General features: G+C 68.7%; 24 protein-coding genes and 2 tRNA genes. 9 read left to right on the forward strand and 17 right to left on the reverse strand.

Annotated elements, in window-relative coordinates:
- The first annotated feature begins 28 nt into the window (after nt 1-28).
- A complete protein-coding gene (locus tag AB3X08_RS19965; RefSeq protein ID WP_369934607.1) occupies nt 29-1,933 on the forward strand; it encodes an EAL domain-containing protein in 1,905 nt (634 codons plus the stop codon).
- Between the two features lie 35 nt (nt 1,934-1,968).
- Nucleotides 1,969-4,401, forward strand: coding sequence for a hybrid sensor histidine kinase/response regulator (locus AB3X08_RS19970; protein ID WP_369938590.1), 2,433 nt, complete (start codon nt 1,969-1,971; stop codon nt 4,399-4,401).
- A gap of 661 nt (nt 4,402-5,062) precedes the next feature.
- On the opposite strand, the gene bfr is transcribed toward AB3X08_RS19970, so the two are convergent.
- The 3 genes from bfr to AB3X08_RS19985 form a co-directional block, all read right to left on the reverse strand.
- Nucleotides 5,063-5,533, reverse strand: a complete 471-nt coding sequence (gene bfr / locus AB3X08_RS19975; RefSeq protein WP_369934609.1) for a bacterioferritin — start codon at nt 5,531-5,533, stop codon at nt 5,063-5,065.
- A gap of 111 nt (nt 5,534-5,644) precedes the next feature.
- Nucleotides 5,645-5,854 carry a (2Fe-2S)-binding protein gene (locus tag AB3X08_RS19980; protein WP_369934611.1) on the reverse strand — a complete coding sequence of 70 codons (210 nt, stop codon included), beginning with the start codon at nt 5,852-5,854 and terminating at the stop codon, nt 5,645-5,647.
- Nucleotides 5,855-5,933: 79 nt separating this feature from the next.
- Nucleotides 5,934-6,545: an RNA pyrophosphohydrolase gene (locus AB3X08_RS19985; RefSeq protein ID WP_184412935.1), complete on the reverse strand. Its 612-nt coding sequence runs from the start codon at nt 6,543-6,545 to the stop codon at nt 5,934-5,936.
- A gap of 119 nt (nt 6,546-6,664) precedes the next feature.
- Here AB3X08_RS19985 and AB3X08_RS19990 point away from each other — a divergent pair.
- Nucleotides 6,665-6,741: transfer RNA gene (locus tag AB3X08_RS19990), tRNA-Met, on the forward strand.
- A gap of 44 nt (nt 6,742-6,785) precedes the next feature.
- Nucleotides 6,786-6,860: transfer RNA gene (locus tag AB3X08_RS19995), tRNA-Gln, on the forward strand.
- 447 nt (nt 6,861-7,307) lie between these two features.
- On the opposite strand, the gene rpsI is transcribed toward AB3X08_RS19995, so the two are convergent.
- Together rpsI and rplM are read right to left on the reverse strand one after the other, a co-directional pair.
- Nucleotides 7,308-7,700 carry a 30S ribosomal protein S9 gene (gene rpsI, locus AB3X08_RS20000; RefSeq protein WP_184412933.1) on the reverse strand — a complete coding sequence of 131 codons (393 nt, stop codon included), beginning with the start codon at nt 7,698-7,700 and terminating at the stop codon, nt 7,308-7,310.
- 2 nt (nt 7,701-7,702) lie between these two features.
- The gene (gene rplM, locus AB3X08_RS20005) at nt 7,703-8,131 is read right to left on the reverse strand and encodes a 50S ribosomal protein L13 (protein ID WP_184412931.1); all 429 of its coding nucleotides are present in this window, start codon (nt 8,129-8,131) and stop codon (nt 7,703-7,705) included.
- Between the two features lie 212 nt (nt 8,132-8,343).
- Here rplM and coq7 point away from each other — a divergent pair, with 212 nt between their 5' ends.
- Both coq7 and AB3X08_RS20015 read left to right on the forward strand, forming a co-directional pair.
- A complete protein-coding gene (coq7, locus tag AB3X08_RS20010; RefSeq protein WP_184412929.1) occupies nt 8,344-8,988 on the forward strand; it encodes a 2-polyprenyl-3-methyl-6-methoxy-1,4-benzoquinone monooxygenase in 645 nt (214 codons plus the stop codon).
- A 189-nt stretch (nt 8,989-9,177) separates the two neighbouring features.
- A complete protein-coding gene (locus AB3X08_RS20015; protein WP_369934615.1) occupies nt 9,178-9,687 on the forward strand; it encodes a hypothetical protein in 510 nt (169 codons plus the stop codon).
- 104 nt (nt 9,688-9,791) lie between these two features.
- On the opposite strand, the gene AB3X08_RS20020 is transcribed toward AB3X08_RS20015, so the two are convergent.
- Together AB3X08_RS20020 and speD are read right to left on the reverse strand one after the other, a co-directional pair.
- The gene (locus tag AB3X08_RS20020) at nt 9,792-10,109 is read right to left on the reverse strand and encodes a DMT family transporter (protein ID WP_369934617.1); all 318 of its coding nucleotides are present in this window, start codon (nt 10,107-10,109) and stop codon (nt 9,792-9,794) included.
- A gap of 119 nt (nt 10,110-10,228) precedes the next feature.
- The gene (gene speD, locus AB3X08_RS20025) at nt 10,229-11,023 is read right to left on the reverse strand and encodes an adenosylmethionine decarboxylase (RefSeq protein WP_184412923.1); all 795 of its coding nucleotides are present in this window, start codon (nt 11,021-11,023) and stop codon (nt 10,229-10,231) included.
- 149 nt (nt 11,024-11,172) lie between these two features.
- Between speD and crp the strand changes: the two genes are divergently transcribed.
- The 3 genes from crp to AB3X08_RS20040 all read left to right on the forward strand — a co-directional run bounded on the left by crp (nt 11,173) and on the right by AB3X08_RS20040 (nt 13,937).
- Nucleotides 11,173-11,862: a cAMP-activated global transcriptional regulator CRP gene (gene crp, locus AB3X08_RS20030; RefSeq protein WP_046979198.1), complete on the forward strand. Its 690-nt coding sequence runs from the start codon at nt 11,173-11,175 to the stop codon at nt 11,860-11,862.
- A gap of 48 nt (nt 11,863-11,910) precedes the next feature.
- Nucleotides 11,911-12,669 carry a sulfite exporter TauE/SafE family protein gene (locus AB3X08_RS20035; RefSeq protein ID WP_369934620.1) on the forward strand — a complete coding sequence of 253 codons (759 nt, stop codon included), beginning with the start codon at nt 11,911-11,913 and terminating at the stop codon, nt 12,667-12,669.
- A gap of 275 nt (nt 12,670-12,944) precedes the next feature.
- Nucleotides 12,945-13,937 carry a glycoside hydrolase family 5 protein gene (locus AB3X08_RS20040; protein WP_369934622.1) on the forward strand — a complete coding sequence of 331 codons (993 nt, stop codon included), beginning with the start codon at nt 12,945-12,947 and terminating at the stop codon, nt 13,935-13,937.
- A gap of 30 nt (nt 13,938-13,967) precedes the next feature.
- Here the strand turns inward: AB3X08_RS20040 and AB3X08_RS20045 are convergent, their stop codons facing one another.
- The 10 genes from AB3X08_RS20045 to AB3X08_RS20090 form a co-directional block, all read right to left on the reverse strand.
- Nucleotides 13,968-14,678 (reverse strand): haloacid dehalogenase-like hydrolase, encoded by a 711-nt coding sequence (locus AB3X08_RS20045; RefSeq protein WP_369934624.1) that lies wholly within the window; start codon nt 14,676-14,678, stop codon nt 13,968-13,970.
- Nucleotides 14,675-15,472: an indole-3-glycerol phosphate synthase TrpC gene (trpC, locus tag AB3X08_RS20050; RefSeq protein ID WP_369934626.1), complete on the reverse strand. Its 798-nt coding sequence runs from the start codon at nt 15,470-15,472 to the stop codon at nt 14,675-14,677. Before trpC ends, AB3X08_RS20045 begins: the two co-directional genes overlap by 4 nt.
- 141 nt (nt 15,473-15,613) lie before the next feature.
- Nucleotides 15,614-16,672 (reverse strand): anthranilate phosphoribosyltransferase, encoded by a 1,059-nt coding sequence (trpD, locus tag AB3X08_RS20055; RefSeq protein ID WP_369934628.1) that lies wholly within the window; start codon nt 16,670-16,672, stop codon nt 15,614-15,616.
- Nucleotides 16,673-16,724: 52 nt separating this feature from the next.
- Nucleotides 16,725-17,363, reverse strand: a complete 639-nt coding sequence (locus AB3X08_RS20060) for a flavin reductase family protein (protein WP_369934630.1) — start codon at nt 17,361-17,363, stop codon at nt 16,725-16,727.
- Between the two features lie 49 nt (nt 17,364-17,412).
- Nucleotides 17,413-17,991 carry an anthranilate synthase component II gene (locus AB3X08_RS20065; RefSeq protein WP_369934632.1) on the reverse strand — a complete coding sequence of 193 codons (579 nt, stop codon included), beginning with the start codon at nt 17,989-17,991 and terminating at the stop codon, nt 17,413-17,415.
- 10 nt (nt 17,992-18,001) lie between these two features.
- Nucleotides 18,002-18,772 (reverse strand): SIMPL domain-containing protein, encoded by a 771-nt coding sequence (locus AB3X08_RS20070; protein WP_369934634.1) that lies wholly within the window; start codon nt 18,770-18,772, stop codon nt 18,002-18,004.
- A gap of 21 nt (nt 18,773-18,793) precedes the next feature.
- Nucleotides 18,794-19,864 carry a threonine aldolase family protein gene (locus AB3X08_RS20075; protein WP_369934636.1) on the reverse strand — a complete coding sequence of 357 codons (1,071 nt, stop codon included), beginning with the start codon at nt 19,862-19,864 and terminating at the stop codon, nt 18,794-18,796.
- 2 nt (nt 19,865-19,866) lie between these two features.
- Nucleotides 19,867-21,342 (reverse strand): anthranilate synthase component I, encoded by a 1,476-nt coding sequence (gene trpE, locus AB3X08_RS20080; RefSeq protein WP_369934638.1) that lies wholly within the window; start codon nt 21,340-21,342, stop codon nt 19,867-19,869.
- A gap of 342 nt (nt 21,343-21,684) precedes the next feature.
- Nucleotides 21,685-22,623 carry a lipid kinase YegS gene (yegS, locus tag AB3X08_RS20085; protein WP_369934640.1) on the reverse strand — a complete coding sequence of 313 codons (939 nt, stop codon included), beginning with the start codon at nt 22,621-22,623 and terminating at the stop codon, nt 21,685-21,687.
- Between the two features lie 321 nt (nt 22,624-22,944).
- A complete protein-coding gene (locus AB3X08_RS20090) occupies nt 22,945-23,427 on the reverse strand; it encodes a GNAT family N-acetyltransferase (protein WP_369934643.1) in 483 nt (160 codons plus the stop codon).

A 23,427-nucleotide genomic window follows, 5' to 3' on the forward strand; every position in this document is an offset into this window, starting at 1 on the left:
ATTGCGCGCGCACCAGGATAAAGACGCGATGGCCGCAAGAGACACCGCTCCACTTTCCAGCCGCGACGAACCGCGTTCGCGCAACGTCCGTGCCGAGACCCCGCCCCCGCGCTACTGGCGGCGCTGGGTCGCCGACGCCGTGCCCGACGTGCAAGCGCCCGCGCCCGACCTCGCCGTAGCGCCGAGCGCGGAAGACGGCACCGCGTCCGCCGCCGTACCCGGCCAGCAGGGCGGCGCCGCCGCGACGCCGAGCGCAACAAGCGACGTGGCCGCGCCGCCGCAGCCGCTGGATGCGCCGTACCGCATCCTGATCGTCGAGGACGACCGCTCGCAGGCCCTGTTCGCGCAGAGCGTGCTGCACGGCGCCGGCATGCAGGCGCAAGTGGAGATGCAGGCCGAAGGCGTGCAGCAGGCGATCACCGAATACCGCCCCGATCTGATCCTGATGGATCTGCACATGCCCGGCCTGGACGGCATGCGCCTGACCGCGTTGATCCGCCAGCAACCGCAGCACCAGTTGCTGCCGATCGTGTTCCTGACCGGCGACCCGGACCCGGAACTGCAATACGAAGTGCTGGACAGCGGCGCCGACGATTTCCTGACCAAGCCGATCCGGCCGCGGCACCTGATCGCCGCGGTCTCCAACCGCATCCGCCGCGCGCGCCAGCAGGCGCAGCAGAGCGCCAGCGACGGCGTGCCGCTGAACAATCCCGAGACCGGCCTGCCGACCCGCACCCATGTGCTGCAACTGCTGGGCGAGGCGCTGCAGGCACAGGCCGGCGGCGGCCTGTTCTTCATCGAGATCGCAAGCGCGCTGGGCCTGCGCGAACGCTACGGCTACGCCGCGTTCGAACGCCTGATGACCCAGGCCGGGCGCCGCCTGGCCAGCGTCACCGCGCCGCAGCCGCTGGCCCGGCTCAACGACAACAGCTTCCTGCTGCTGGCCCAGGACAGCGACCTGGACGCGCTGCGGCAGCGCGCCCAGGCCCTGCGCGAAGCCCTGGCCAGCCATGCGTTCCCGCTGCGCGACGACGAAGCCGTGCACCTGCGTTGCGCGATCGGCTACGCCGACCTGGCGCAGGGCTTCGAGGACGCCGGCAGTGCGCTGGAAGCGGTCGAACGCACCGCGCTGCAGGCGCGCCTGCATCCGCAGGGCGTGGCCGCGTACGCGCCGCCGCGCGAGGAAGAGGACCTGGGCCGCATCGCCATGTTCGAAGGCCAGCTGGAGCCGGCCTACCAGCCGATCGTCGCCGTCGCCGGCGGCGATACCGCGCAGTACCAGGTGCTGCTGCGCCTACGCCAGCGCGACGGCACGCTGCTGTCGGCCGGGCAGGTGCTGCCCGCGGCCGAGGCCGGCGGGCGCATCGCCGACCTCGACCAGCAGGTGCTGGACCACGCGCTCGGCCTGCTGCACCTGTACCAGCACGCCACGCCGCCGCTGCGCCTGTTCGTGTCGCAGTCCTCGCGCACGCTGGCGCGCGGCGCCTTCGCCGACTGGCTGGTCGAGGCGATCGGCCGCCGCGGCGTCACCGGCACCTCGCTGGTGATCGACCTGCGCCTGGACGACGCGCTGATCCACACGGTGACGCTGCAGCAGTTCTGCGCCCGGCTGATGCCGCTGGGCGTGCAGTTCTGCCTCAGCCAGTTCGAGCCCGGCGCCGAGGCCGAGGCGCTGCTCACCCAGTTGCCGCTGGGCTATCTGCGCCTGTCCGCGCGCTTCGCCAACGCACATGCCAACGCCGAACTGCGCGACCAGCTGCGCGCCGCGATCGACCTGGCGCACCGCGCCGGGCTGCTGATCATCGGCCAGCAGATCGAGGAAGCGCAGGCCGCCGCAGCGATGTGGATGGGCGGGGTCGATTTCATCCAGGGCAACCTGGTGCAGTCGGTCGGCGACGAACTGAACTTCGACTTCCAGAACGCGGTGCTGTAACCATGCCCGCACGCCGGCGCCGGCCCCTGCCGTGGCTGGCCGCGTCCAGCGCGGCGAGCGCGGTCGCCGGCGCGCTGCTGGCGGTGCCGGCGCTGGCCCCGCCGCCGCCCTGGCATCTGTTGGCCCCGCTATGCATCGGCATCGCCTTGCTGCTGGCGGCCGTGGCCGCCTGGCGCGCGCGGCAGCAGGCCGGCGCGCTGGACGCGGCACTGGCGCGCGCCGCACTGGCCGAATCCGAGCGCGACGCGCTGCAGCGCGATGTGCACCTGCGCGAACGACTGGAACGGGAGCTGGTGCAGGCCAAGCAGGCCGCCGAGGCCGCGGCGATGGCCAAGGGCGAATTCCTGGCCACCATGAGCCACGAGATCCGCACCCCGCTCAACGGCATCATTCCGATGCTGGAACTGATCGCGCGCGGCCAGCTCGGCATCGAGCAGCGCGAGATGCTGCGCGCCGCCAACGACTCCTCGCTGCAGTTGCTGCGCATCGTCGACGACATCCTCGACTACTCCAAGCTGGAAGCGAACCGGCTGGAGCTGGAGATCACCAGCTTCAACCTGCGCCACCTGCTCGAAGGCGTGCTGCAGCTGATGCAGCGCTCGGCCGAGGCCAAGGGCCTGCGCCTGACCCTGCAACTGGACCCGGCGGTACGCCTGCCGGTGCGCGGCGACCCGGTGCGGCTGCGCCAGGTGCTGAGCAACCTGATCGGCAACGCGATCAAGTTCACCGCGCGCGGCAGCGTGGAGTTGCGCGTGCGCCGCCTCGGCGAGACCCCGGCGCAGCACCTGCTGCGCCTGGAAGTGCGCGACACCGGCATCGGCATCAGCGCCGAGCAGCAGGAACGGCTGTTCCGCTCCTTCACCCAGGCCGATGCCTCCACCACCCGCCTGTACGGCGGCACCGGCCTGGGGCTGGCGATCTGCAAACGCATCGTCGACCTGATGGGCGGGCGCATCGGCGTGGAATCGGGCAGCGATCAGGGCGCCACGTTCTGGTTCGAGATCCCCCTGTTGAAGGTGATCGGCGACCTGCCGCAACTCCAGGGCGGCCTGCCGCGGCTGCACGCGCTGCTGGTCGGCGCCGATCTGCGCCTGTACCAGCGCCTCAAAGCGTTGCTGCCGAACTGGGGCGTGCAGCTGAGCAAGGTCGACTCGACCCAGGAAGCGCTGGAGCGGCTGCGCGCCGGCGACCCCGCGCGTCCGCCCTACGACCTGGTGATCGGCGACCTGGATGGCCTGCGCCAGAGCGCACGCGCCCTGCAGCGCGCCGTCGCGCGCCTGCCGGCGCCGCATGGCGTGCGCCTGATCTGGCTGTACGGGGAAGTGGAGATTCCCGATGAAATCCGCGCCCATGGCGCGCTGCTGTCGCGGCAGGCGGCGGACCTGGACCTGCGCGGGATGCTGGCGCTGGCGCCCGCGACAGCCCCCGCTCCCACTACCGCGGTCGAGCTGACCTCGTCCGATGGCGCGCCCTATCCCGCGCTCGCTGCCGAACCAACAGCAACGCCAGCCGGCACCACCGAGTCGGGCCTGGACAGCGTTGCCGGCCCGACCTCACCGCCGGCCGACTACCGCCTGCTGCTGGTCGAGGACAATCCGGTCAACCTGCTGGTCGCGCAGAAGCTGCTCGACATCCTGGGCTATCGCAGCGACAGCGCCCCCGACGGCGCCGCCGCGCTGGCGCGACTGCAGGCGGAGTCCTACGACCTGGTGCTGATGGACTGCCAGATGCCGGTCATGGACGGCTACGCCGCCACCGGCGAGTGGCGCCGATCCGAAGCGGCGGCGGGACGGCCGCGGTTGCCGATCGTGGCGATGACCGCCAACGCCATGGCCGGCGACCGCCAGCGCTGCCTGGAGGCCGGCATGGACGACTACCTGTCCAAGCCGGTCAACCGCGAACTGCTGGCGGAATGCCTGCAGCGCTGGCTGCCGCACCGTGCCGCCAATGCCGCACCGGTGGATGCCGCACGACCGACGGATGCGGAAGCGGAGACGGCAGAAAACCCGACAGCGCCGACGCCGCCAATCGCCATGGTCACCGCCACGCCCGCTGCCGACGTTGCCGACACGGCACCGATGCTGCCGCCGACGCCGTTGCCGGTGCTGGAGATCGCCGTGCTCGACGAATTGCGCGAACTCGCCGGCAGCGCCACCACCGCGCAGATCGTGGACCTGTTCCTGGACGATGCGCCGCAGCTGATCCAGCGCCTGGAGCAGTCCGCCGCGATCCCGCAGCCAGACCCGTTGCGCGACGCGGCGCATACGCTGAAGTCCTCGGCCGCCAACGTCGGCGCACTGGCGCTGTCGGCCGCCGCCGCACGCATCGAGAATGGCGTGCGTGCCCATCAGCTGGAGCGCCCGGCGGTCGCGGTGGCACTGGTCATCGCCGAATTCGCGCGTGCGCGGCTGGCCTTGAAGGGCTACCGCAACACCTTGCGCGACGCAGCGGAAAGCACCGCGCCATAGAACACGGCCGGCAACTCCCTGTAGGAGCGGCTTCAGCCGCGACAGGCGCTATCCGGAGGCAACCAAAGGATCTGTCGCGGCTGAAGCCGCTCCTACAAAGGCGCCAGCCTTCGTGGAATGGCCGGGCCAGGCAAGGCACCGGAATGCGGCCCGCAAGACGGACAGGCGTCAGCAGAAGCGCAGCTCAGTCCTCGAGCTTGGTCAACAGCGCGACGCAGCGGAAGCACCGCGCCATAGACGCCGGCCAGCAGCCCCTGTAGGAGCGGCTTCAGCCGCGACAGGCACTATCCGGAGGCAACCAAAGGATCTGTCGCGGCTGAAGCCGCTCCTACAAAGGCGCCAGCCTTCGCGGAATGGCCTGGCCAGGCCAGGCCGCCGGAGTGCGGCCCGCAAGACGGACAAGCGCCGGCAAACGCGCAGCTCAGTCTTCGAACTGGGTCAGCAGCGCGACGCAGCGGAAAGCACCGCGCCATAGACGCCGGCCAGCAGTCCCCTGTAGGAGCGGCTTCAGCCGCGACAGGCGCTGTCCGGAGGCCAATCAAAGGGATCTGTCGCGGCTGAAGCCGCTCCTACAAAGGCGCCAGCCTTCGTGAAATGGCCGGGCAAGGCAAGGCCGCCGGAGTGCGCCCGCAAGACGGACAAGCGCCGGCAAACGCGCAGCTCAGTCCTCGAGCTTGGTCAGCAGATAGTTCGGCTCGCCGATGCGGCCGATCAGATCGAGCTGGGTTTCCAGCCAGTCGATGTGCTCTTCTTCCGACTCCAGGATGTCGGCCAGCAGCTGGCGGCTGACGTAGTCCTGGACCGACTCGGCGTAGGCGATGCCGTCGCGCAGGGTGATGGTCCCGTCCTGCTCCAGCGCCAGGTCGCACTCGAGGATTTCCCTCGGGTTCTCGCCGATGCGCAGCTTGCCCAGCGCCTGGAAGTTGGGCAGCCCCTCGAGGAACAGGATGCGGTCCGCCAACTTGTCGGCGTGCTTCATCTCGTCGATCGATTCCTTGTACTCGTGTTCGGCCAGTTCCTTCAGCCCCCAGTTCTTCAGCATCTTGGCGTGCAGGAAGTACTGGTTGATGGCGGTCAACTCGTTGTAGAGGACCTTGTTGAGGAACTCGATGACCTTGCTGTCGCCCTTCATCGCAGTGCTCGCTGATGCGTGGAAAGCGCAGACTTTAGCGAATCGGCCGCGGCCGTGAAGGAACGCGAATCGTGATCATCCCGCTGCGCATCCGCGCGCGGAACGCCGCTCTCAGGCGGCGCGGGCCATGCCGCCCAGCAGGGGCAGCGGCAGGTCGCGCAGCAAAGCGCGTTCCAGCAGGTCGCCGGCCATGTCCAGGCAGGAACCGCAGGTGGCACCGCAACCGGTGCGCATGGTCAGCTCGGATACGGTGCGGCAGCCGGCGTCGGCGGCTTCGCGGATCTGACGATCGGTGACCCCATTGCAGATGCAGACGTACACGGTGGCGTTGGCGGCGGACGGCGCGGACTGCGCCTGCCGCCATTCAAACCAAAGTGAGAATGGTTGTCAATTCCGACCGTTAATCGTTATTAATACGGGCAACCAGGGAACCGCCGCGCTTGCGCGGGCGCTTGCGCGGACGCTCGTGGCCGGCGTTGTTGCCCGGCATCCAGGCTTCCTGCGCCAGGGTCGGCATGGCACGGATGCCCGGCCCGGCGATGCTCTGCGCCAACGGCGCCAGATGGCGCAGCGCGCGGGCGTACACGCCGCGCTTGAACAGCACCACATGCTCCACCGGATACCAGAAGTCGACCCAGCGCCAATGGTCGAACTCCGGGGTCTCGGTCAACTCCAGGTTCAATTCGCTTTCGTCGCAACGCATCTGCAGCAGGAACCAGACCTGCTTCTGGCCGATGCAGACCTGGCGCTCGTTGCGGCGTATGGCCCGGCTGGGCAGCCGATAGCGCAGCCAGCCAGGTGTCGCGCCGAGCACTTCGACGTGCTCGGGCAACAGCCCGGTCTCTTCACGCAACTCGCGGTACATGGCCTCGACCGGGGTCTCGTCGGTATTCATGCCGCCTTGCGGGAACTGCCAGCCGTCCCGGCGCACACGGCGTGCCCAGAACACCTGACCATCCGGCCGCATCAGCACGATGCCTACGTTCGGTCGATAGCCGTCCGGATCGATCACGATGCGGACTCCTGAAAATCTACTGGCTCCGACTCTGCCATGGCTGCGCCCGGCCCACAAGCGCGGCAAAAACCCGTTGACAGCCGCCGCGTTTACTATAAGAATTGGCGGTTCACCAAGGCTATGTAGCTCAGCCGGTTAGAGCACAGCACTCATAATGCTGGGGTCGGTGGTTCGAGTCCACCCATAGCCACCATGGTGTACACGCAGCAGGCGTGCGATAATTGCGATCTGCGACATTGCCCCGTCGCCAAGCGGTAAGGCACCTGACTCTGACTCAGGCATTCGGTGGTTCGAATCCATCCGGGGCAGCCAAACACACAAAAAAGGCCGATCGAAAGATCGGCCTTTTTTGTGTGTTTGGCTGCGGGTTCGCGCAGGCGCTTTGCGCCTGCGCCCCACACCTTGCTGCGCAAGGTGCGAGCCCCGGCCTCCCCTCTCCACATCCCCGCGCCTGTCGGCGCGCCCCCTTGGACTCCAAGGGGGCTTTTCACCAGCTACTTGCTGCACATCGGAAGCAACGTCTCAGCGCCCGGAAAGGCCCACAGCGAGCGACGCTCTATCGCAGCGCCACTGCGCGACGGCCGCCTTGGTGCAGCGATTAGATCGCGCGCACCCAAAGCCACACGCTCGACTCAACGACCCAGCCGGCCGAGCATCCAGACCAGGACAGAATCCCAAAACGACAAAAGCCCGGCCGAAGCCGGGCTTTTGCGTATTTCCCAGGGGAATCCCGAAGGATTCCTCCCCAGGCGCGGTGGATCAGCGCTTGGAGAACTGGGTCGCGCGGCGGGCCTTGTGCAGACCGACCTTCTTACGCTCGACTTCGCGGGCGTCGCGGGTCATGAAGCCGGCCTTGCGCAGCTCGGTCTTCAGGGTTTCGTCGTACTCGACCAGCGCGCGGGCGATGCCCAGGCGGATCGCACCGGCCTGGCCGGTGGTGCCGCCGCCGGCGGCGGTGACGAAGATGTCGAAGCTCTCGGTGTTCTTGGTCAGCTCCAGCGGCTGGCGCACGATCATGCGCGCGGTCTCACGGCCGAAGAACTCGTCCAGCGGACGGTTGTTGACGGTGATGTTGCCGGTACCCTTGCGCAGGAACACGCGGGCGGTGGAGGACTTGCGGCGGCCGGTGCCGTAGTTTTGCGTGATCGCCATGATTAGATATCCAGAACTTGCGGCTGCTGGGCGGTATGCGGATGCTCGGAGCCCTTGTAGACCTTGAGCTTGCGGTACATGGCGCGACCCAGCGGGCCCTTCGGCAGCATGCCCTTGACCGCGATCTCGATGACGCGCTCGGGGTGACGCTCCAGCGCCTGCTCCAGGCTCTCGGTCTTCAGGTTGCCGATGTAGCCAGTGAAGCGGTGATACTTCTTGTCCTTGAGCTTGTTACCGGTGACCGCGATCTTCTCGGCGTTGATTACCACCAGGTAATCGCCGGTATCGACGTGCGGGGTATAGACCGGCTTGTGCTTGCCGCGCAGACGGCGGGCCAATTCGGTGGAAAGCCGGCCCAGCGTTTTGCCGGCGGCGTCGACGAGATACCAGTCGCGCTGGACGGTCTCGGACTTAGCGGTGAAGGTGCTCATTAGAAGACTCGGTTGGTCGGGCGGATTCCTGCAGCACGCTGCCTGAACTTTGCCACGCGTTGTGAATTGCAAAAACGCAAGAGGCGAAATTCTACGCGCCGCCGCCGCCGCTTGCAAGTCCGCCTCAGCCAAGCCGCCACAGGCCACCGCCGCGCTTGGCATCGCGGCGGCGCGAGGGGAAAATCGAAGACCCCTCCCACTCCGGCCCCTCGATGACGGCTCCCCGCCTGCATACCCCGCTCGACCGCGCCCTGGTCGAGGCCCAGCGCGCCCTGGAGACGGTGTTCGGCGATCCGCCGGCGCAGCGCCCCTACCCGGCCGCGGCCACCGCCGACGTGGTGCTGGCGCCGGACGAACGCCGCCATGCCGCCGGGTTGATGCGCATCAACCATGTCGGCGAGGTCTGCGCGCAGGGCCTGTACTTCGGCCAGGCCGCGGTGGCGCGCGATCCGGCGACCCGCGCCCACCTGCTTGAGGCGGCGCAGGAAGAGACCGATCACCTGGCCTGGTGCGCGGCGCGGCTGCGCGAACTGGACAGCCGCCCCAGCCTGTTCAATCCGGTCTGGTACGCCGGCAGCTATGCCATCGGCACCCTGGCCGGGTTGCGCGGCGACGGCTGGAACCTCGGCTTCGTGGTGGAGACCGAACGCCAGGTCGAGGCGCACCTGGACGAGCACCTGCAGACGCTGCCGCCGGCCGACCTGCGCAGCCGCGACGTGCTGAAGGTGATGAAGGCCGACGAGGCGCGCCATGCCGAGCACGCCGAACAGGCCGGCGCGCGGCGCTTGCCGGCGCCGATTCCGAGCCTGATGGCCGCGGCCTCGCGGCTGATGAAGGCAGTCGCCTACCGGCTCTGAGCACGCGCGGCCGGCATGCCACGACGGTCGCACTGGCATTGCCGGCGCATTCGGGTTAAAGTGAACGAAAGCTGACTGATTCCACGTCGGCTTGCCCTGTTCCAGCGGCCGGCGGTTCCATCCCGGCACGCCCGTCTCCGCTGCACCACTGCGCCGAGCCATGCCGCTTGCGCGCGCCTTCCGACCGACATGCCCGCACGCTCCACTCACATCGCCTCGCCGCGCACCCGCTGGCTCTCGCGCCTGCTGTTCGCCAGCCTGTTCGCGCTGGGTGGCGGCGCGCTGCTGTACCACCTGCTCGGCGATTATCGCCATGCCAGCGCGATCCTGTCCGACCATTCGGTGGCCACGGTGCCGGTGATCGCCGACGGCGCCTTCGGCGTGCATGCCGAGCCGCTGGTGCATTACCGCTTCCACTATGTCTTCGAGAGCAAGGGCCGGCTGCACCGCGGCACGTTCGAGGCCAGCGGCGCCGAGGCCGCGCCGCTGCTGCTCGACGGCGCCACGGTGGAGATCGCCTACGCCAATGCCGACCCGTCGCGCTTCGGCCGCCTCGACCAGCTGCAGCACGCCGGCAACCTCGGCAGCGTGTTGACCCGCCTGACCATCGCGCTGTCGATCGCCGCGCTGCTGGCCGCGGCCGCGCATCAGGTGCTGATCGGACGCGTGCTCGGCGCACGCCGCCCCGCCGTGGCCTGAGCCGTTCGCGGGCGCAGAGCGTCGACCGCAGCAGCTGCGCACTCATTACTCCTACAGCGCCCGCCTGTTCCAAGACCTCTTCCAGGAAGCCAACCCCGCGGCACTCAGGGCTGGACCAGCTTCAGGCCGATCACGCCGGCCACGATCAGGCCGATGCAGGCCAGCCGCGCCGGCGAGGCGCTGTCGCCGAACAGCGCGATCCCCAGCGCCGCGGTGCCCAGTGCGCCGATTCCGGTCCAGATCGCATACGCCGTACCCAGCGGTATGTTTTTCAGCGCCTGGGTCAGCAGCCACAGGCTGATGCCGGCGCCGGCCAGCGTGCCCAGCGTCGGCCACAGGCGGGTGAAGCCTTCGCTGTATTTGAGGCCGAGCGCGAAGCCGATTTCGAACAGGCCGGCGAGCAGCAGATAGATCCATGGCATTGTCTGTCTCCGTAGACAAATAAAAACAAAAACGGCCCGATGTGTGCACATCGGGCCGCCGTCGGCAGGGGTCGCAGCGCAAACGCTGCGGGGCGGGCCGTCCCGCCGAATGTGACGCGCTACTCGGCCAGATTGCGACCGTGGAACAGTTCCTCGATCTCGCGCTTGAGCAGCGCTTCGATGCGCATGCGCTCCTTGAACGACAGATTCTTGGCCTTTTCCTCGAACAGGTACTGGTCCAGATCGAAGTCCTTCAGGTGCATCTTGGTGTGGAAGATGTTCTCCTGATAGACGTTGACGTCGAACATCTCGTAGCGCGACTTGATGTTCTTGGCCAGGAAGTTCTGGATCGAATTGATCTTGTGGTCGATGTAGTGCTTCTTGCCCTTCACGTCGCGGGTGAAGCCGCGCACGCGGTAATCCATGATCACGATGTCCGATTCCAGGCTCTCGATCAGGTAGTTGAGCGCCTTCAGCGGCGAGATGACCCCGCAGGTGGCGACGTCGATGTCGGCGCGGAAGGTCGCGATACCGTGCTGCGGATGGGTTTCCGGGTAGGTATGGACGGTGATGTGGCTCTTGTCCATGTGCGCGACCACCGCGTCGGAGATGATCTCCTTGCCGGCCAGCTTCTTGTCGATCACCGGCTCTTCGGAGATCAGGATGGTCACCGAGGCGCCCTGCGGATCGTAGTCCTGGCGCGCGATGTTGAGGATGTTGGCGCCGATGATATCGGCCACATCGGTGAGGATCTGGGTCAGACGATCGGCGTCGTACTGCTCGTCGATGTACTCGATGTAGCGCTGGCGCTCCTCTTCGGACACCGCGTAGCAGACGTCGTAGATGTTGAAGCTCAACGCCTTGGTGAGGTTGTTGAAACCTTGCAGCCTCAGGCGAGGCAACGGCTTGACCACGGGCGTGAATCCTCTAAAAGATGGACGGGGTAGAAAGGGCAGCAATTATGGGCCAAACGCGCCCGTAGCGAAACGTGGGGATTGGCGCTCGTTTGCCGCAGAGAACGCGTCCCGTTAAGCTTCGGGACTCACGTAGTAGCGAAGCCGCCATGAGTCCCGGAAACACCTCCACTGCAACACCTGTGCGCATCGCTCCAAGTCCTCTGACGTTGGACACCGCCACCATCGACCGCTTCCTGGCGCACAGCCATCGGCGTCGCTATCCGGCGCGGACGGACGTGTTCAGGCCCGGCGATCCGGCCGGCACCCTGTACTACGTCGTCAGCGGCTCGGTCAGCATCATCGCCGAGGAAGATGACGACCGTGAGCTGGTGCTGGGCTATTTCGGCAGCGGCGAGTTCGTCGGCGAGATGGGCCTGTTCATCGAATCCGACCAGCGCGAGGTGATCCTGCGCACCCGCACCCCGTGCGAGCTGGCCGAGATCAGCTACGAACGCCTGCACCAGCTGTTCCTGGGGTCGCTGTCGGCGGATGCGCCGCGGGTGCTGTACGCGATCGGCGTGCAGCTGTCCAAGCGCCTGCTCGACACCTCGCGCAAGGCCAGTCGCCTGGCGTTCCTGGACGTCACCGACCGCATCGTGCGTACCCTGCACGACCTGGCGCAGGAGCCGGAGGCGATGAGCCACCCGCAGGGCATGCAGCTGCGCGTGTCGCGGCAGGAGCTGGCGCGCCTGGTCGGCTGCTCGCGCGAGATGGCCGGGCGGGTGCTGAAGAAGCTGCAGGTCGACGGCATCCTGCATGCCCGCGGCAAGACCGTGGTGCTGTACGGCGCGCGCTGAGCGCAAGGCCATGACCGCGCGCCGCGCTGACGGCGGCGGTCCACCGCGATGGTCCTGAGCGAGACGTTCTATTGGTTCGTGCTGGTCGGCCTGGCGGCGCAGCTGGTCGATGGCGCGCTGGGCATGGCGTTCGGCCTGGTGTCCTCGTCCGTGCTGTTGAGTATGGGCCTGCCGCCGGCGGCGGTCAGCGCCAGCGTGCACAGCGCCGAGGTCTTCACCACCGGCGCCTCGGGCCTGTCGCATCTGGCGCTGGGCAATGTCGACAAGCGCCTGTTCCTGCGCCTGGCGCTGCCCGGCATGGCCGGCGGCATCCTCGGCGCCTACGTGCTGACCCAGCTGCCGGGCGATGCGATCCGCCCGTTCGTGCATCTGTACCTGCTGGGCCTGGCGGTGCTGATCCTGTTGCGCGCCGCCGGCCGCGCGCTGCCGCGGCAACAGGTGCGGCGGGTGCCGCTGCTGGGCTTCGTCGCCGGCCTGCTCGACGCCAGCGGCGGCGGTGGCTGGGGCCCGGTGGCGACCTCGACCCTGCTGGCGCGCGGCGGCCAGGCGCGTACCACGATCGGCACGGTCAATGCCGCCGAATTCCTGGTGACGCTGTCGATTTCGCTGACCTTCCTGCTGACCATGGGCGTGCAGCACCTGGAGATCGTGCTCGGGCTGCTGGTCGGCGGCATGCTGGCCGCGCCGCTGGCGGCGCTGCTGGTCAAGCGGGTGCGCGAACGTTGGGTGTTGGTGGCGGTGGGCGTGCTGGTGCTCGGGATCAGTCTGTACCAGATCGGCAGCACGCTGGCTCGCTGGCTGGCGTAGCGCTCGGCGCATTTCCAACGCAATGGAGACACGCCGGCGTTGAGGCGAACGGCTTCGCGGAACGTCCCACGTCCGTGCGCAACCTGCGCGCTGCAGTCGTGTTTATTCGAGGTTCCCATTGTGCGCGCCCATGCGCGCGATGATCGGCAGCGTCGATATCGCCAATGCGCAGTTTGGGCGCAGCCGTCCGAACGGGCTGTCGCGATCGACGTCGGAGCAGCTTCGAGTCCCTGGCTGGCGAGAACGCGATGAACCGCATCATCAGAATCCTCATCATGGCTGCCGTTGCGTACCTGGCGCTGCCGATGCCGCCGGCACATGCCGACGCCTTCGCCCGGCTGGGCCGCGGGGTCAATGTGCTCGGCTACGACCCGTTGTGGACCGACCCGGCGAAGGCGCGTTTCCGCCCTCCGTTGTACCGGGCGATCCACGACGGCGGCTTTCGGACCGTGCGGGTCAATCTGCAGGCGTTCGCGCACATGGACGGCGCGAATCGGCTCGATCCGACCTGGCTGAGCACCCTCGACACCGTGGTGAAACAGGCCACCGATGCCGGGCTGAACGTGATCCTCGACGAACACGACTTCCATCCCTGCGCCCGCGACGCGGCGGACTGCCGGGTCAAGCTGCTGGCGTTCTGGAGCCAGATCGCCGAGCGCTACCGCAATGCCCCGCAATCGGTGCTGTTCGAACTGTTGAACGAGCCCAATGGCGAACTGACCAGCGCCAAATGGAACGCCCTGCTGGGCGACGCGCTGCGCATCGTCCGCCGCGACAATCCGACGCGCACGGTGGTGATCGGCCCGGCCAACGGCAATTCCTTCACCGCGCTTGGCGATCTGCGCCTGCCCGATGACGATCCCAACCTCCTGGTCACCGTCCACTACTACAACCCGTTCGGCTTCACCCATCAAGGCGCGCCGTGGGTGCGCGCCGACATCAAGGACCGCACCGGCGTTTCCTGGGGCAGCCAGGCCGACCGAGCAAAGCTCTATCGCGAGTTCGATGCGGTCGCACAGTGGGCAACGGCCCATCGCCGCCAGATCCTCTTGGGCGAATTCGGAACCTACGAGAAGGCACCGGCCGCCGATCGTCTGGCCTGGACCACGGCCGTGGTCAACGCCGCCGAGAAACGCCATTTCGCCTGGGCGTACTGGCAATTCGAGGGCAGCTTCGGCACCTACGACATCGACCAGGGGCGTTGGATCGAACCGCTGCACCGGGCGCTGGTGTCCAGCGACAGCGCGTATTCCAAGCGCGGTCAGTGACTGCGCCAGCGGCGATACGCCAGAAACGCGCTAGTCGCCGGCGCGGTCGCGGCAACCCCAGTTCAGGATCGGCGTGCCGGAGGGCAGTTCGCGGCGGAAGCGGGCCACGGCCGCGGCCTTGGGATTGACCACCACCGGCACCGCGGCGGCGCGCAGCAGCGGCAGGTCGGCGGTGCTGTCGGAGTAGGCGGTGGCGATCTCGCCGTAGCCCAACTCGCGCAGCATGCGCATCTTCTCTTCGTTGTGGCAGTGGCGGGTGGCGGTGACCGCGCCCAGCCGCGGGCCGATCAGGCTGCCGACCACCGGCACGTCCTGGTGCGCGACGAAGCCGAGGATGGCGCGCGCCAGTTCCGGCGGCGCGCCGGTGGCGACCACCACCCGGTCGCCGGCGGCGCGATGCCGGGCGAACACCTCCAAGGCGTGCGGCAGCAGGCGCTGGCGGATCCGCGCTTCGTGCTGCAGCACGTACTGGTCGATCACCCGGTTGAACTCGCGGGCGCGGTGCAGGCCGAAGCTGGCGATCCACACGTAGCCGGAAATGCCGGTGCGCCGGGTCGGCAGCCACGCCACCAGCGGCCCCAGCAGCGGTGTGGCCAGCAGCGCGGCGGCCAGGCGCAGCGGATTGCGCCGGATCAGCCAGGCGAACAGGTGGCTGCCCGAGTCGCCGTCGTACAGGGTGTGGTCGAAATCGAACACCACCAGCGGCGCATCGGCGCGTGGCGCGGGATAGGCCTCGCTCATGGTTCGAAGAACAGCTGGCGCAGCGCCTCGCCGGGTTCCTCGGCGCGCATGAACGCTTCGCCGACCAGGAACGCGTGCACGCCGGCCGCGCGCATCGTCGCCACGTCGGCCGGGCCGAGGATGCCGCTCTCGGTAACCAGCAGGCGATCGCGCGGCACCGCGTCCTTCATCGTCAGCGTGGTCTGCAGCGACACCTCGAAGGTGCGCAGGTTGCGGTTGTTGATGCCGATCAGCGGCACCGGCACCTGGATCGCGCGTTCCAGCTCGTCGATGTCGTGCACTTCGACCAGCACGTCCATGCCCAGCTGCAGCGCCAGCGCCGACAGTTCGGCCAGCTGCAGGTCGTCCAGCGCGGCGACGATCAGCAGGATGCAGTCGGCGCCGAGCACGCGCGCCTCGACCACCTGATACGGATCGATGATGAAGTCCTTGCGCAGCACCGGCAGCGTGCACGCCTCGCGCGCCTGCTGCAGGTAGCGGTCGTGACCCTGGAAGAAGTCCTCGTCGGTCAGCACCGACAGGCAGGCGGCGCCGCCGAATTCGTAGCTGACCGCGATGTCGGCCGGCTGGAAGTCGGCGCGGATCACGCCCTTGGACGGGCTGGCCTTCTTGACCTCGGCGATCACCGCCGGCTCGCCGGCGGCGATCGCGGCCTGCAGCGCACGCGCGAACCCGCGCACCGGCGGCGCCGTCTCGGCGCGCGCCATCAGCTCGAACAGCGGCACACGCGCGCTGCGCGCGGCGATCTCTTCGGCCTTGCGGGCGAGAATGGTGCGGAGGATGTCGCTGCTCATAGGGTTTGGATCCTGGGGGACAGGCATTATCGGTCAAGACGGTGAAGGCCGGGGTCATGCGGCGGCACCTTGGAATTGCCAGCGGCATGGAAGGACGCGGCGGCGACGCGGGATCGCCGACGTCCTGTCGATCCGTCGCGTTCAGCCGGCAGCGGGCGCCACATCCTGCAGATCCACCAGGCGCCGCGTGCACGCCACATACGCATCCAGCCTGGCGCGGGCGCGGCCGTCGGCGATCGCCGCGCGCGCCAGGCCGATGCCGGCGCCGATATCGGCCGCCACGCCGGCCACGTACAGCGCCGCGCCGGCGTTGAAGGCGACGATGTCCAGCGCCGGACCGGGCACGTTGTCGAGCACGCCGCGCAGCATCGCCATCGACTCGGCGGCGTCGGCGACCTTGAGGTTGCGGCTGGCCGACATGGCGATGCCGAAATCCTCCGGATGCACCTCGTACTCGCGCACTTCGCCGTCGCGCAGCTCGCCAACCATGGTGCCGGCGCCGAGCGACAGTTCGTCCATGCCGTCGCGGCCCCACACCACCAGCGCGCGCTCGGCGCCCAGCTCATGCAGCACGCGTGCCTGGATGCCGACCAGGTCGGGATGGAACACGCCCATCAGGATGTTCGGCGAGCCGGCCGGATTGGTCAGCGGGCCGAGGATGTTGAAGATGGTGCGCACGCCCATCTCGCGCCGCACCGGCGCCACCACCTTCATCGCCGGGTGGTGCACCGGCGCGTACATGAAGCCGATGCCGGTGGCGGCCAGCGCCTGCGCCACCTGCTCGGGCTGCAGTTCGATCGCCGCGCCCAGCGCTTCCAGCGCATCGGCGCTGCCGGACTTGGAGGAGACGCTGCGGTTGCCGTGCTTGGCCACCTTGGCGCCGGCCGCGGCGGCCACGAACATCGCGCAGGTGGAGATGTTGAAGGTGTGCGATCCGTCGCCGCCGGTGCCGACGATATCGACCATGTGGGTGCGGTCGGCGACCTCCACGGTGCGCGAGAACTCGCGCATCACCGCCGCCGCGCCGGCGATCTCGCCGATCGTCTCCTTCTTCACCCGCAGCCCGGTGAGGATCGCCGCAGTCATCATCGGCGACACTTCGCCGCGCATGATCTGCCGCATCAGCCCGACCATCTCGTCGTGGAAGATCTCGCGGTGCTCGATGGTGCGTTGCAGGGCTTGCTGGGGGGTAATGGTCATGGCGAGCGATCTGTTCGAATGCGGAAGGGAGGAAGGCGGCGCGCGGAGGAGATCAGCGCGAAGGCGCCGGCCGCGTCATGCGCAGGCGCCCTTGCGCCAGCACTTCGAAATAATCGGCCGGGCCGCCGGCGCGCAGCAGCGTGGCGACCGCGGCCGGGTCGTAGATTCCCTCGTGCAACGCGCTGTGCGCGATGTGCACACCGACCACCTCGCCCAGCACCAGCCAGGTCTGGATCGGCTCGCCGCGCGCGCTTTGCAGCGGCAGCAGCTGGCTGAGCCGGCATTCGAAGCTCACCGGGCTGGCGGCCACCCGCGGTGCCGCGATCAGCCGCGAGGGCGCGGCCGCCAGCCCGGCCAGGGCGAACTCGTCGATCTCCGGCGCGACCGCGGCGGAACTGGCGTTCATCGCCTCGGCCAGCGGCCGCGTGGCCAGGTTCCAGGTGAACTCGCCGCTGGCCTCGATGTTACGCACGCTGTCCTTCCAGCCGATGCTGGCGAAGCCGACGATCGGCGGCACGTAGTTGAACGCATTGAAGAAGCTGTACGGCGCGAGGTTGGCGACACCGTCGGCGCCGCGCGAACCGATCCAGCCGATCGGCCGCGGCCCGACGATCGCGTTGAACGGATCGTGCGGCAAGCCGTGTCCGCTGGCCGGTTCGTAGAAGTGGAAGGCGTCGGTGCGATCGTGCATCGGCAGGGTCCGGCGGTGACGGAGAATGACGCGGCGCCGGCGTGGCGGCTCAGCGCTCCAGGAAGTTCTTCAGCAGGGCGTGGCCGTGCTCGGTGAGGATGGACTCGGGATGGAACTGCACGCCCTCGACCGGAAACTGGCGGTGGCGCAGGCCCATGATCTCTTCCATCGTGCCGTCTTCGTTTTCGGTCCAGGCGGTCACTTCCAGGCAGTCCGGCAGCGTGGTCTTCTCCACCACCAGCGAGTGGTAGCGGGTGGCCTCGTAGCGGTCCGGCAGGCCCGCGAACACGCCGCGGCCTGCATGGCGGATGCGCGAGGTCTTGCCGTGCATGATCGTGCCGGCACGCACCACCTCGCCACCGTAGGCCTGGCCGATGCTCTGATGGCCCAGGCACACGCCCAGGATCGGCGTGCGCTGACCGAGCCGCTCGATCAGCTGCAGCGACACGCCGGCCTCGTTCGGCGTGCATGGGCCGGGCGAGATGACGATGCGTTCCGGTGCCAGCCGCTCGATCTCGTCCACGCTGAGCGCGTCGTTGCGCACCACCTTGACCTCGGCGCCGAGCGCCTGCAGGTACTGCACGAGGTTGTAGGTGAAGCTGTCGTAGTTGTCGAGCATCAGCAGCATGGCGAAGGACTCATTGCGCGATCAGGAAGACCGCATAGACGTTTTCGGAAAGGGTGAGGCTGCCGGCTTCGAGGGATTCGGCCGCGGGCGCCGGCATCGGCATCGGCAGTGGCGTAGGCCTGTAGTTCCCGCTGACTAACCCTTGGCGACGCGACTCCGATGGCCAATGACCAGCCTGGATGCCATAAGCAAAGTCCGGTGCCACTTCCGAAATGGTGTAAAGGCCGCCCAGGCGCACGCCATAGGTGTTTGCCAGGGCCTGCGCCGACGTACGGGTCTGTTCGGCGGCCTGGCGCTTGAGTTCGGCACGGAGCGCGGTTTCGTCGCTGTAGTGCGGTGCGATACCCGACACCTGCAGTTCTTCGCTGGTCCTGAGTTTGCCGAGTAGGCCACGCACATCATCCAGCGTGCCGAAATCAGCGGACAAGGTCCGCTGCACGCGGGTCCCGCTGAAGACTTGCTTGTCGTCTTCGTAGCGCTGCTCTGGCTCGATCGACAACGTCGTCGCCTGCACGCTGCCAGCGAGCGCATGCTGCTGCTCGAACGCGGCCAGCACGTTCGCCGCATTGGCCTGCGCGCGCTTGCGCGCCGCATCCGGGTCGGCATCCACTGCACTGAGCGTGATCTTGACCCCGAAGCGATCCGGCACCACCTCGCGCTGCGCCTCGCCCTTGACCAGCAGATGCGGCTGCGACGGCAGGCTGTTGACCTGCGCGCTGGCGAACGCCGGCAATGCCAGCAGCGCGGCGATGGCCCAGCAACCGATCGTGTTCGTCTTCATCCTTCCTCTCCTTGGTGAATGTCAGCCGGCCGCGCGCTGCGTGCCGGCATGGGTCGATGCAGCGAAATCCTCGATCAGCGCATCGACCGCATCGGCCTGCGTGGCCCACGAGGTCACGAAGCGGATCACGCTGCGGCCGTCGGCCAGCACCTGCCACCGCTCGAAGTCGTAGCGCTGCGCCAGCGTCTCGACAGCATCGACCGGCAGCGTCACGAACAATTGGTTGGTCGGCGAGTCCGAGGCGAACTGCGCACCGGCCGCGGCCAGGCCCGCGCGCAGGCGCGCGGCCATGCGGTTGGCGTGCGCGGCCAGCTCGTAGAACAGGCCGTCCTCGAACAGCGCGGCGAACTGCGCGCCCAGCACCATGCCCTTGGCCAGCAGCGCGCCGCGCTGCTTGAGCAGGTAGCGGAAGTCGGCCTGCAGCGCGGGATTGACGATCACCAGCGCTTCGCCGAGCAGCGCGCCGTTCTTGGTGCCGCCGATGTAGAACGCGTCGGTCAGGGCGGCGACATCGGCCAGGCGCAGGTCGTTGCCCTCGGCGGTCAGCGCGCTGCCGATGCGTGCGCCGTCCAGGAACAGCCACAGCCCGTGCGCATCGCAGAACGCGCGCAAGGCCTGCAGTTCGCGCTTGCGATAGAGCGTGCCGACCTCGGTGGTGTTGGACACGTACAGCAGCCGCGGCTGCACCATGTGCTCGTTGCCGTGCTCGGCCAGCAGCGGTGCGATCCGCTCGGGGCTGAGCCGGCCATCGGCCGCGTCCATGGTCAGCACCTTGTGCCCGGTGGCCTCGATCGCGCCGGTCTCGTGGGTGGCGACATGCCCGCACCAGGCGGCGATCACCGCCTGGTGCGGACGCAGGAACGCACCGATCGCGACCAGGTTGGTCTGCGTGCCGCCGACCAGCAGGTGCACGTCGGCCTGCTCGCAGGCGCATTCGCGGCGGATCAGCTGCGCGGCGCGCGCGCTGTGCCGGTCCAGGCCGTAGCCATCGTTCTGCTCGCCGCTGGCCGCGGCCAACGCGGCGAGCAGGCGCGGATGCGCGCCTTCGCTGTAATCGTTGCGGAAGCTGATCCGCGCGGTCGCTGCGGACACGCTCACAACCCCTTCGCCGCCTCGGCCACCGCGCGGAACAGCGCGCGGCCCTTGTTCATCGTCTCGTCCCATTCGGTCTGCGGATCGGAGTCGTAGACGATGCCGGCGCCGGCCTGCACGTGCAGGCGGCCGTGCTTGATCACCGCGGTGCGGATCGCGATGGCGGTATCGGCGTCGCCGTGCCAGCCGAGGTAACCGATGCTGCCGGCGTAGACGTTGCGCTTGATCGGCTCCAGTTCGCGGATCACTTCCAGCGCGCGGATCTTCGGCGCACCGCTGACGGTGCCGGCCGGGAACGTGGCGCGCAGCACGTCGGCGTAGCTGAGCCCGGGCAGCAAGGTGCCGGTGACTTCGCTGACGATGTGCATGACATGGCTGTAGCGCTCGATCACGAAGCGCTCGCCGACCGCCACGGTGCCAGCCTGCGACACGCGGCCGGCGTCGTTGCGGCCCAGGTCGATCAGCATCAGGTGCTCGGCGCGCTCCTTCGGATCGGCCAGCAGTTCCGCTTCCAGCGCCTGGTCTTCTTCCACCGTCTTGCCGCGCGGGCGGGTGCCGGCGATCGGGCGCACGGTGACCTGGCCGGCTTCCAGCCGCACCAGGATTTCCGGCGAGGAGCCCACCACCTGGGTGTCGCCGACGTCGAGGAAATACATGTACGGCGACGGGTTCAACGCGCGCAGCGCGCGGTACACGTCCACCGGGCGGGCGCTGAACGGCACGCTCAGGCGCTGGCTCAGCACCACCTGGAAGATGTCGCCGGCGCGGATGTATTCCTTGGATTTTTCCACTGCGGCGATGAAGCCTTCGCGGGTGAAGCCGGAAACGAAGTCGCTTTCGTCGAGCACGTCGCGCGCCAGCGGCACCGGATAGCCGGCGCCGGGCTGGCGCAGCGTGGCGGTCAGCGCGTCCAGCCGCGCCTGCGCCTGTTCCCAGGCGTCGGCGTCGCGCGGATCGGCGTGCACGATCAGGTACAGGCGGCCCTTGAGGTTGTCGAAGACCGCGACCTCTTCGGACAGCATCAGCAGGATGTCGGGCGTGTCGAGCTCGTTGCGCTTGTCGCCGCTGGCCAGGCGCGGCTCGATGTAGCCGATGCATTCGAAGCCGAACCAGCCGACCAGACCGCCGGTGAAGCCCGGCACGCCGTCGAGCTTGGGCACCGAATGCGCCGAGCGCAGCGCCTCGACCTCGGCGAATGGATCGGCGACCTCGCGGCGCTCGATCAGCTCGCCGTGATCGCGCACTTCCAGCGTATGTCCGCTGAAGGTGTACACGCGGCGTACCGGCAGGCCGATGATCGAGTAGCGGCCGAAGCGTTCGCCGCCTTCGACCGATTCGAACAGATAGGTATGCGGGGCGTCGGCGAGCTTGAGGTAGACCGACAGCGGCGTGTCCAGGTCGGACAGCACTTCGCGGACGACGGGGATGCGGGTGTGGCCTTCAGCGGCGTAGCGCTGGAACAGCTCGCGGGTGATCAAGACGACTTTCCTTCCGGTACTCGGTGGCGGGGCGGACGACGGCTACAGGCCACCATCGCCACGCACGGCGAGCGGAAGTGAAGGAACGCTGGGTCGTCAGGCTGGACACGGCGGCTACTTTACCGCAACTGCGGCGACTGGCAACGGTTGCAGACGGGACCATCGGCGCTGCGCGGCAGGGGCTGTCGCGCAGACTGGAAAGCGACAGGATTGCCCGGGCCGGATGCAGTCGGGACTGAAGTCCCTCCCACAGTGCACCCAGCAAGCAGGCCGCGAGGCCCTTGTGGGAGCGACTCAGTCGCGACGCGACCCGCCCTCCGGCAAGCGACCAGCGGCGCGCCGCTACCCCGCCCGGCCGCGCCGCAAGGCCGAATCGGACGGCAGGTGCATGCGCAGGCGGGCGCCGACGCAATCGATGCGGAAGTGCCGCGAGGTCTCCGGTTCGCCGTCCAGGTTCAAGGTCAGCGGCATGGCCGCGTCGATGCGCACCCACGGCAGTTGCGCGCGCACCGCGACCCGCTCCAGCGCGGCCTGCTTGCCGGAGGTGACCAGCGTGCCCAGGGTCGCGGCGACTTCGCCGCTCATTTCCGGGACGATGGTCAGGTCGAGCAGGCCATCGTCGAGCAGCGCGTCCGGGCACAGCACCTGGCCGCCGCCGGCCTGGCGTCCGTTGCCCAGGCCGAGCGCGATGAATTCGCCCTCCCAGGCGAACTCCGGCCCCTCGAAGCGTGCCTGGATCGGATCGATCCGGCCCAGCTTGCCCATCCCGGTGATCAGGTAGGCCAGGCCGCCGAGCATCTTCTTCAGGCCCTCGTCGGTTTCCACCGTGACCTGGGTGCCGAAGCCGCCGCTGGCGACGTTGGCGCACCAGTGCGGCCCATGCTCGGCCTCGATGCGCAGCAGGTCGATGGCCACGGCCGGGGCCTGCGCGACCAGCTCCAGCGCCTCCAGCGGGGTGGCGGGAATGCCGGCGGCAGTGGCGAAATCGTTGGCCGTGCCCAACGGCACCAGGCCCAGCGCCGGCAGCGCGCCGGCATCGGCGTCATGGTGCGCGAGCGCGCTGGCCACTTCGCTCAAGGTGCCGTCGCCGCCGGCGGCGACGATGCAGTCGGCGCCGTCGGCCACCGCTTCGGCCACGTAGCGTTCGGCGTCGCCCTCCTCCCAGGTCACCCGCACCTGCAGCTGGATGCCGCGCTCGCGCAGCGCGGACACGGCATCGCGCAGCGGCTCGTCGCCCGCCGACTTGCCATTGAGGATCAGACGCCAGTGCGGTGCTGCCATGCGGACCTTCCCTAGATCAGGCCTGCAGCCTAGCCGGCGGCGGATGCGGGCATCGTGAATGCGTGGCGTGCCGGCACGGTGGCCATGGGCCTGCGCTCGGCAGGCGCTGCGGCGGGCTATCGGCACCGGGAGACCTGCCCTGGCCGGCATCGGCGCAGGCCCGACAAGCAGCGCGAAATCGGCCGCATTGTCATACCTGCGTCACCGATCGCCCGGAACATGGAAGGCCATAGCAAGGACGACGGATGGAGGCAGGATCAGCCTCCGATTTCTCCCAGGGGCCGCACTGGCGACAGTGCGGTTCTTTCTTTTGCGTGCCGCTCAGCCGGCCGCGAACCTGGCCAGCGCCTCGCCCTGCAGGCGGTACACGGTCCATTCGTCCTGCGCCTGCGCGCCGGCGGCTTCGTAGAAGTCGATCGCCGGCTGGTTCCAGTCCAGCACCGACCATTCGAAACGGCCGCAGCCGGCGTCCACCGCGTGCCGCGCCAGGTGCCGCAGCAAGGCCTTGCCGGCGCCGCTGCCGCGGTGGTCCGGGGCCACGTACAGGTCTTCCAGGTACAGGCCGTTGCGGCCGAGCCAGGTCGAGTAGTTGTAGAAGTACACCGCGTAGCCGATCGGCTGCGCGTCGGCCTCGCAGATCAGCGCATGGGCGGTGGCGCCGGGGCCGAACAGGCTGGCGCGCAGGCCGGCCTCGTCGGTCTGCACCGCGTCCTCGGCGCGCTCGTAGCGGGCCAGGTCGCGGATCAGGCGCAGGATCAGCGCGGCGTCGTCGGCGGTGGCCGGGCGGATGTGCAGGGCGGGCAT

The sequence above is a fragment of the Xanthomonas sp. DAR 34887 genome, assembly GCF_041245805.1.
Lineage (GTDB): Bacteria > Pseudomonadota > Gammaproteobacteria > Xanthomonadales > Xanthomonadaceae > Xanthomonas_A > Xanthomonas_A tesorieronis.

Excerpts from the sequence above, each read along its gene's own strand:
- bfr (WP_369934609.1), bottom strand. The coding sequence starts at position 5,533 with ATGAAGGGCGACAGCAAGGTCATCGAGTTCCTCAACAAGGTCCTCTAC.
- crp (WP_046979198.1), top strand. The coding sequence starts at position 11,173 with ATGAGTCCCGGAAACACCTCCACTGCAACACCTGTGCGCATCGCTCCA.
- AB3X08_RS20065 (WP_369934632.1), bottom strand. The coding sequence starts at position 17,991 with ATGCTGCTGATGCTCGACAACTACGACAGCTTCACCTACAACCTCGTG.
- AB3X08_RS20045 (WP_369934624.1), bottom strand. The coding sequence starts at position 14,678 with ATGAGCGAGGCCTATCCCGCGCCACGCGCCGATGCGCCGCTGGTGGTG.
- AB3X08_RS20035 (WP_369934620.1), top strand. The coding sequence starts at position 11,911 with ATGGTCCTGAGCGAGACGTTCTATTGGTTCGTGCTGGTCGGCCTGGCG.
- AB3X08_RS20090 (WP_369934643.1), bottom strand. The coding sequence starts at position 23,427 with ATGCCCGCCCTGCACATCCGCCCGGCCACCGCCGACGACGCCGCGCTG.
- AB3X08_RS20020 (WP_369934617.1), bottom strand. The coding sequence starts at position 10,109 with ATGCCATGGATCTATCTGCTGCTCGCCGGCCTGTTCGAAATCGGCTTC.
- AB3X08_RS20070 (WP_369934634.1), bottom strand. The coding sequence starts at position 18,772 with ATGAAGACGAACACGATCGGTTGCTGGGCCATCGCCGCGCTGCTGGCA.
- rpsI (WP_184412933.1), bottom strand. The coding sequence starts at position 7,700 with ATGGCGATCACGCAAAACTACGGCACCGGCCGCCGCAAGTCCTCCACC.
- AB3X08_RS20040 (WP_369934622.1), top strand. The coding sequence starts at position 12,945 with ATGGCTGCCGTTGCGTACCTGGCGCTGCCGATGCCGCCGGCACATGCC.
- AB3X08_RS19965 (WP_369934607.1), top strand. The coding sequence starts at position 29 with ATGGCCGCAAGAGACACCGCTCCACTTTCCAGCCGCGACGAACCGCGT.
- yegS (WP_369934640.1), bottom strand. The coding sequence starts at position 22,623 with ATGGCAGCACCGCACTGGCGTCTGATCCTCAATGGCAAGTCGGCGGGC.
- trpD (WP_369934628.1), bottom strand. The coding sequence starts at position 16,672 with ATGACCATTACCCCCCAGCAAGCCCTGCAACGCACCATCGAGCACCGC.
- AB3X08_RS20015 (WP_369934615.1), top strand. The coding sequence starts at position 9,178 with ATGCCCGCACGCTCCACTCACATCGCCTCGCCGCGCACCCGCTGGCTC.
- trpC (WP_369934626.1), bottom strand. The coding sequence starts at position 15,472 with ATGAGCAGCGACATCCTCCGCACCATTCTCGCCCGCAAGGCCGAAGAG.
- AB3X08_RS20060 (WP_369934630.1), bottom strand. The coding sequence starts at position 17,363 with ATGCACGATCGCACCGACGCCTTCCACTTCTACGAACCGGCCAGCGGA.
- rplM (WP_184412931.1), bottom strand. The coding sequence starts at position 8,131 with ATGAGCACCTTCACCGCTAAGTCCGAGACCGTCCAGCGCGACTGGTAT.
- coq7 (WP_184412929.1), top strand. The coding sequence starts at position 8,344 with ATGACGGCTCCCCGCCTGCATACCCCGCTCGACCGCGCCCTGGTCGAG.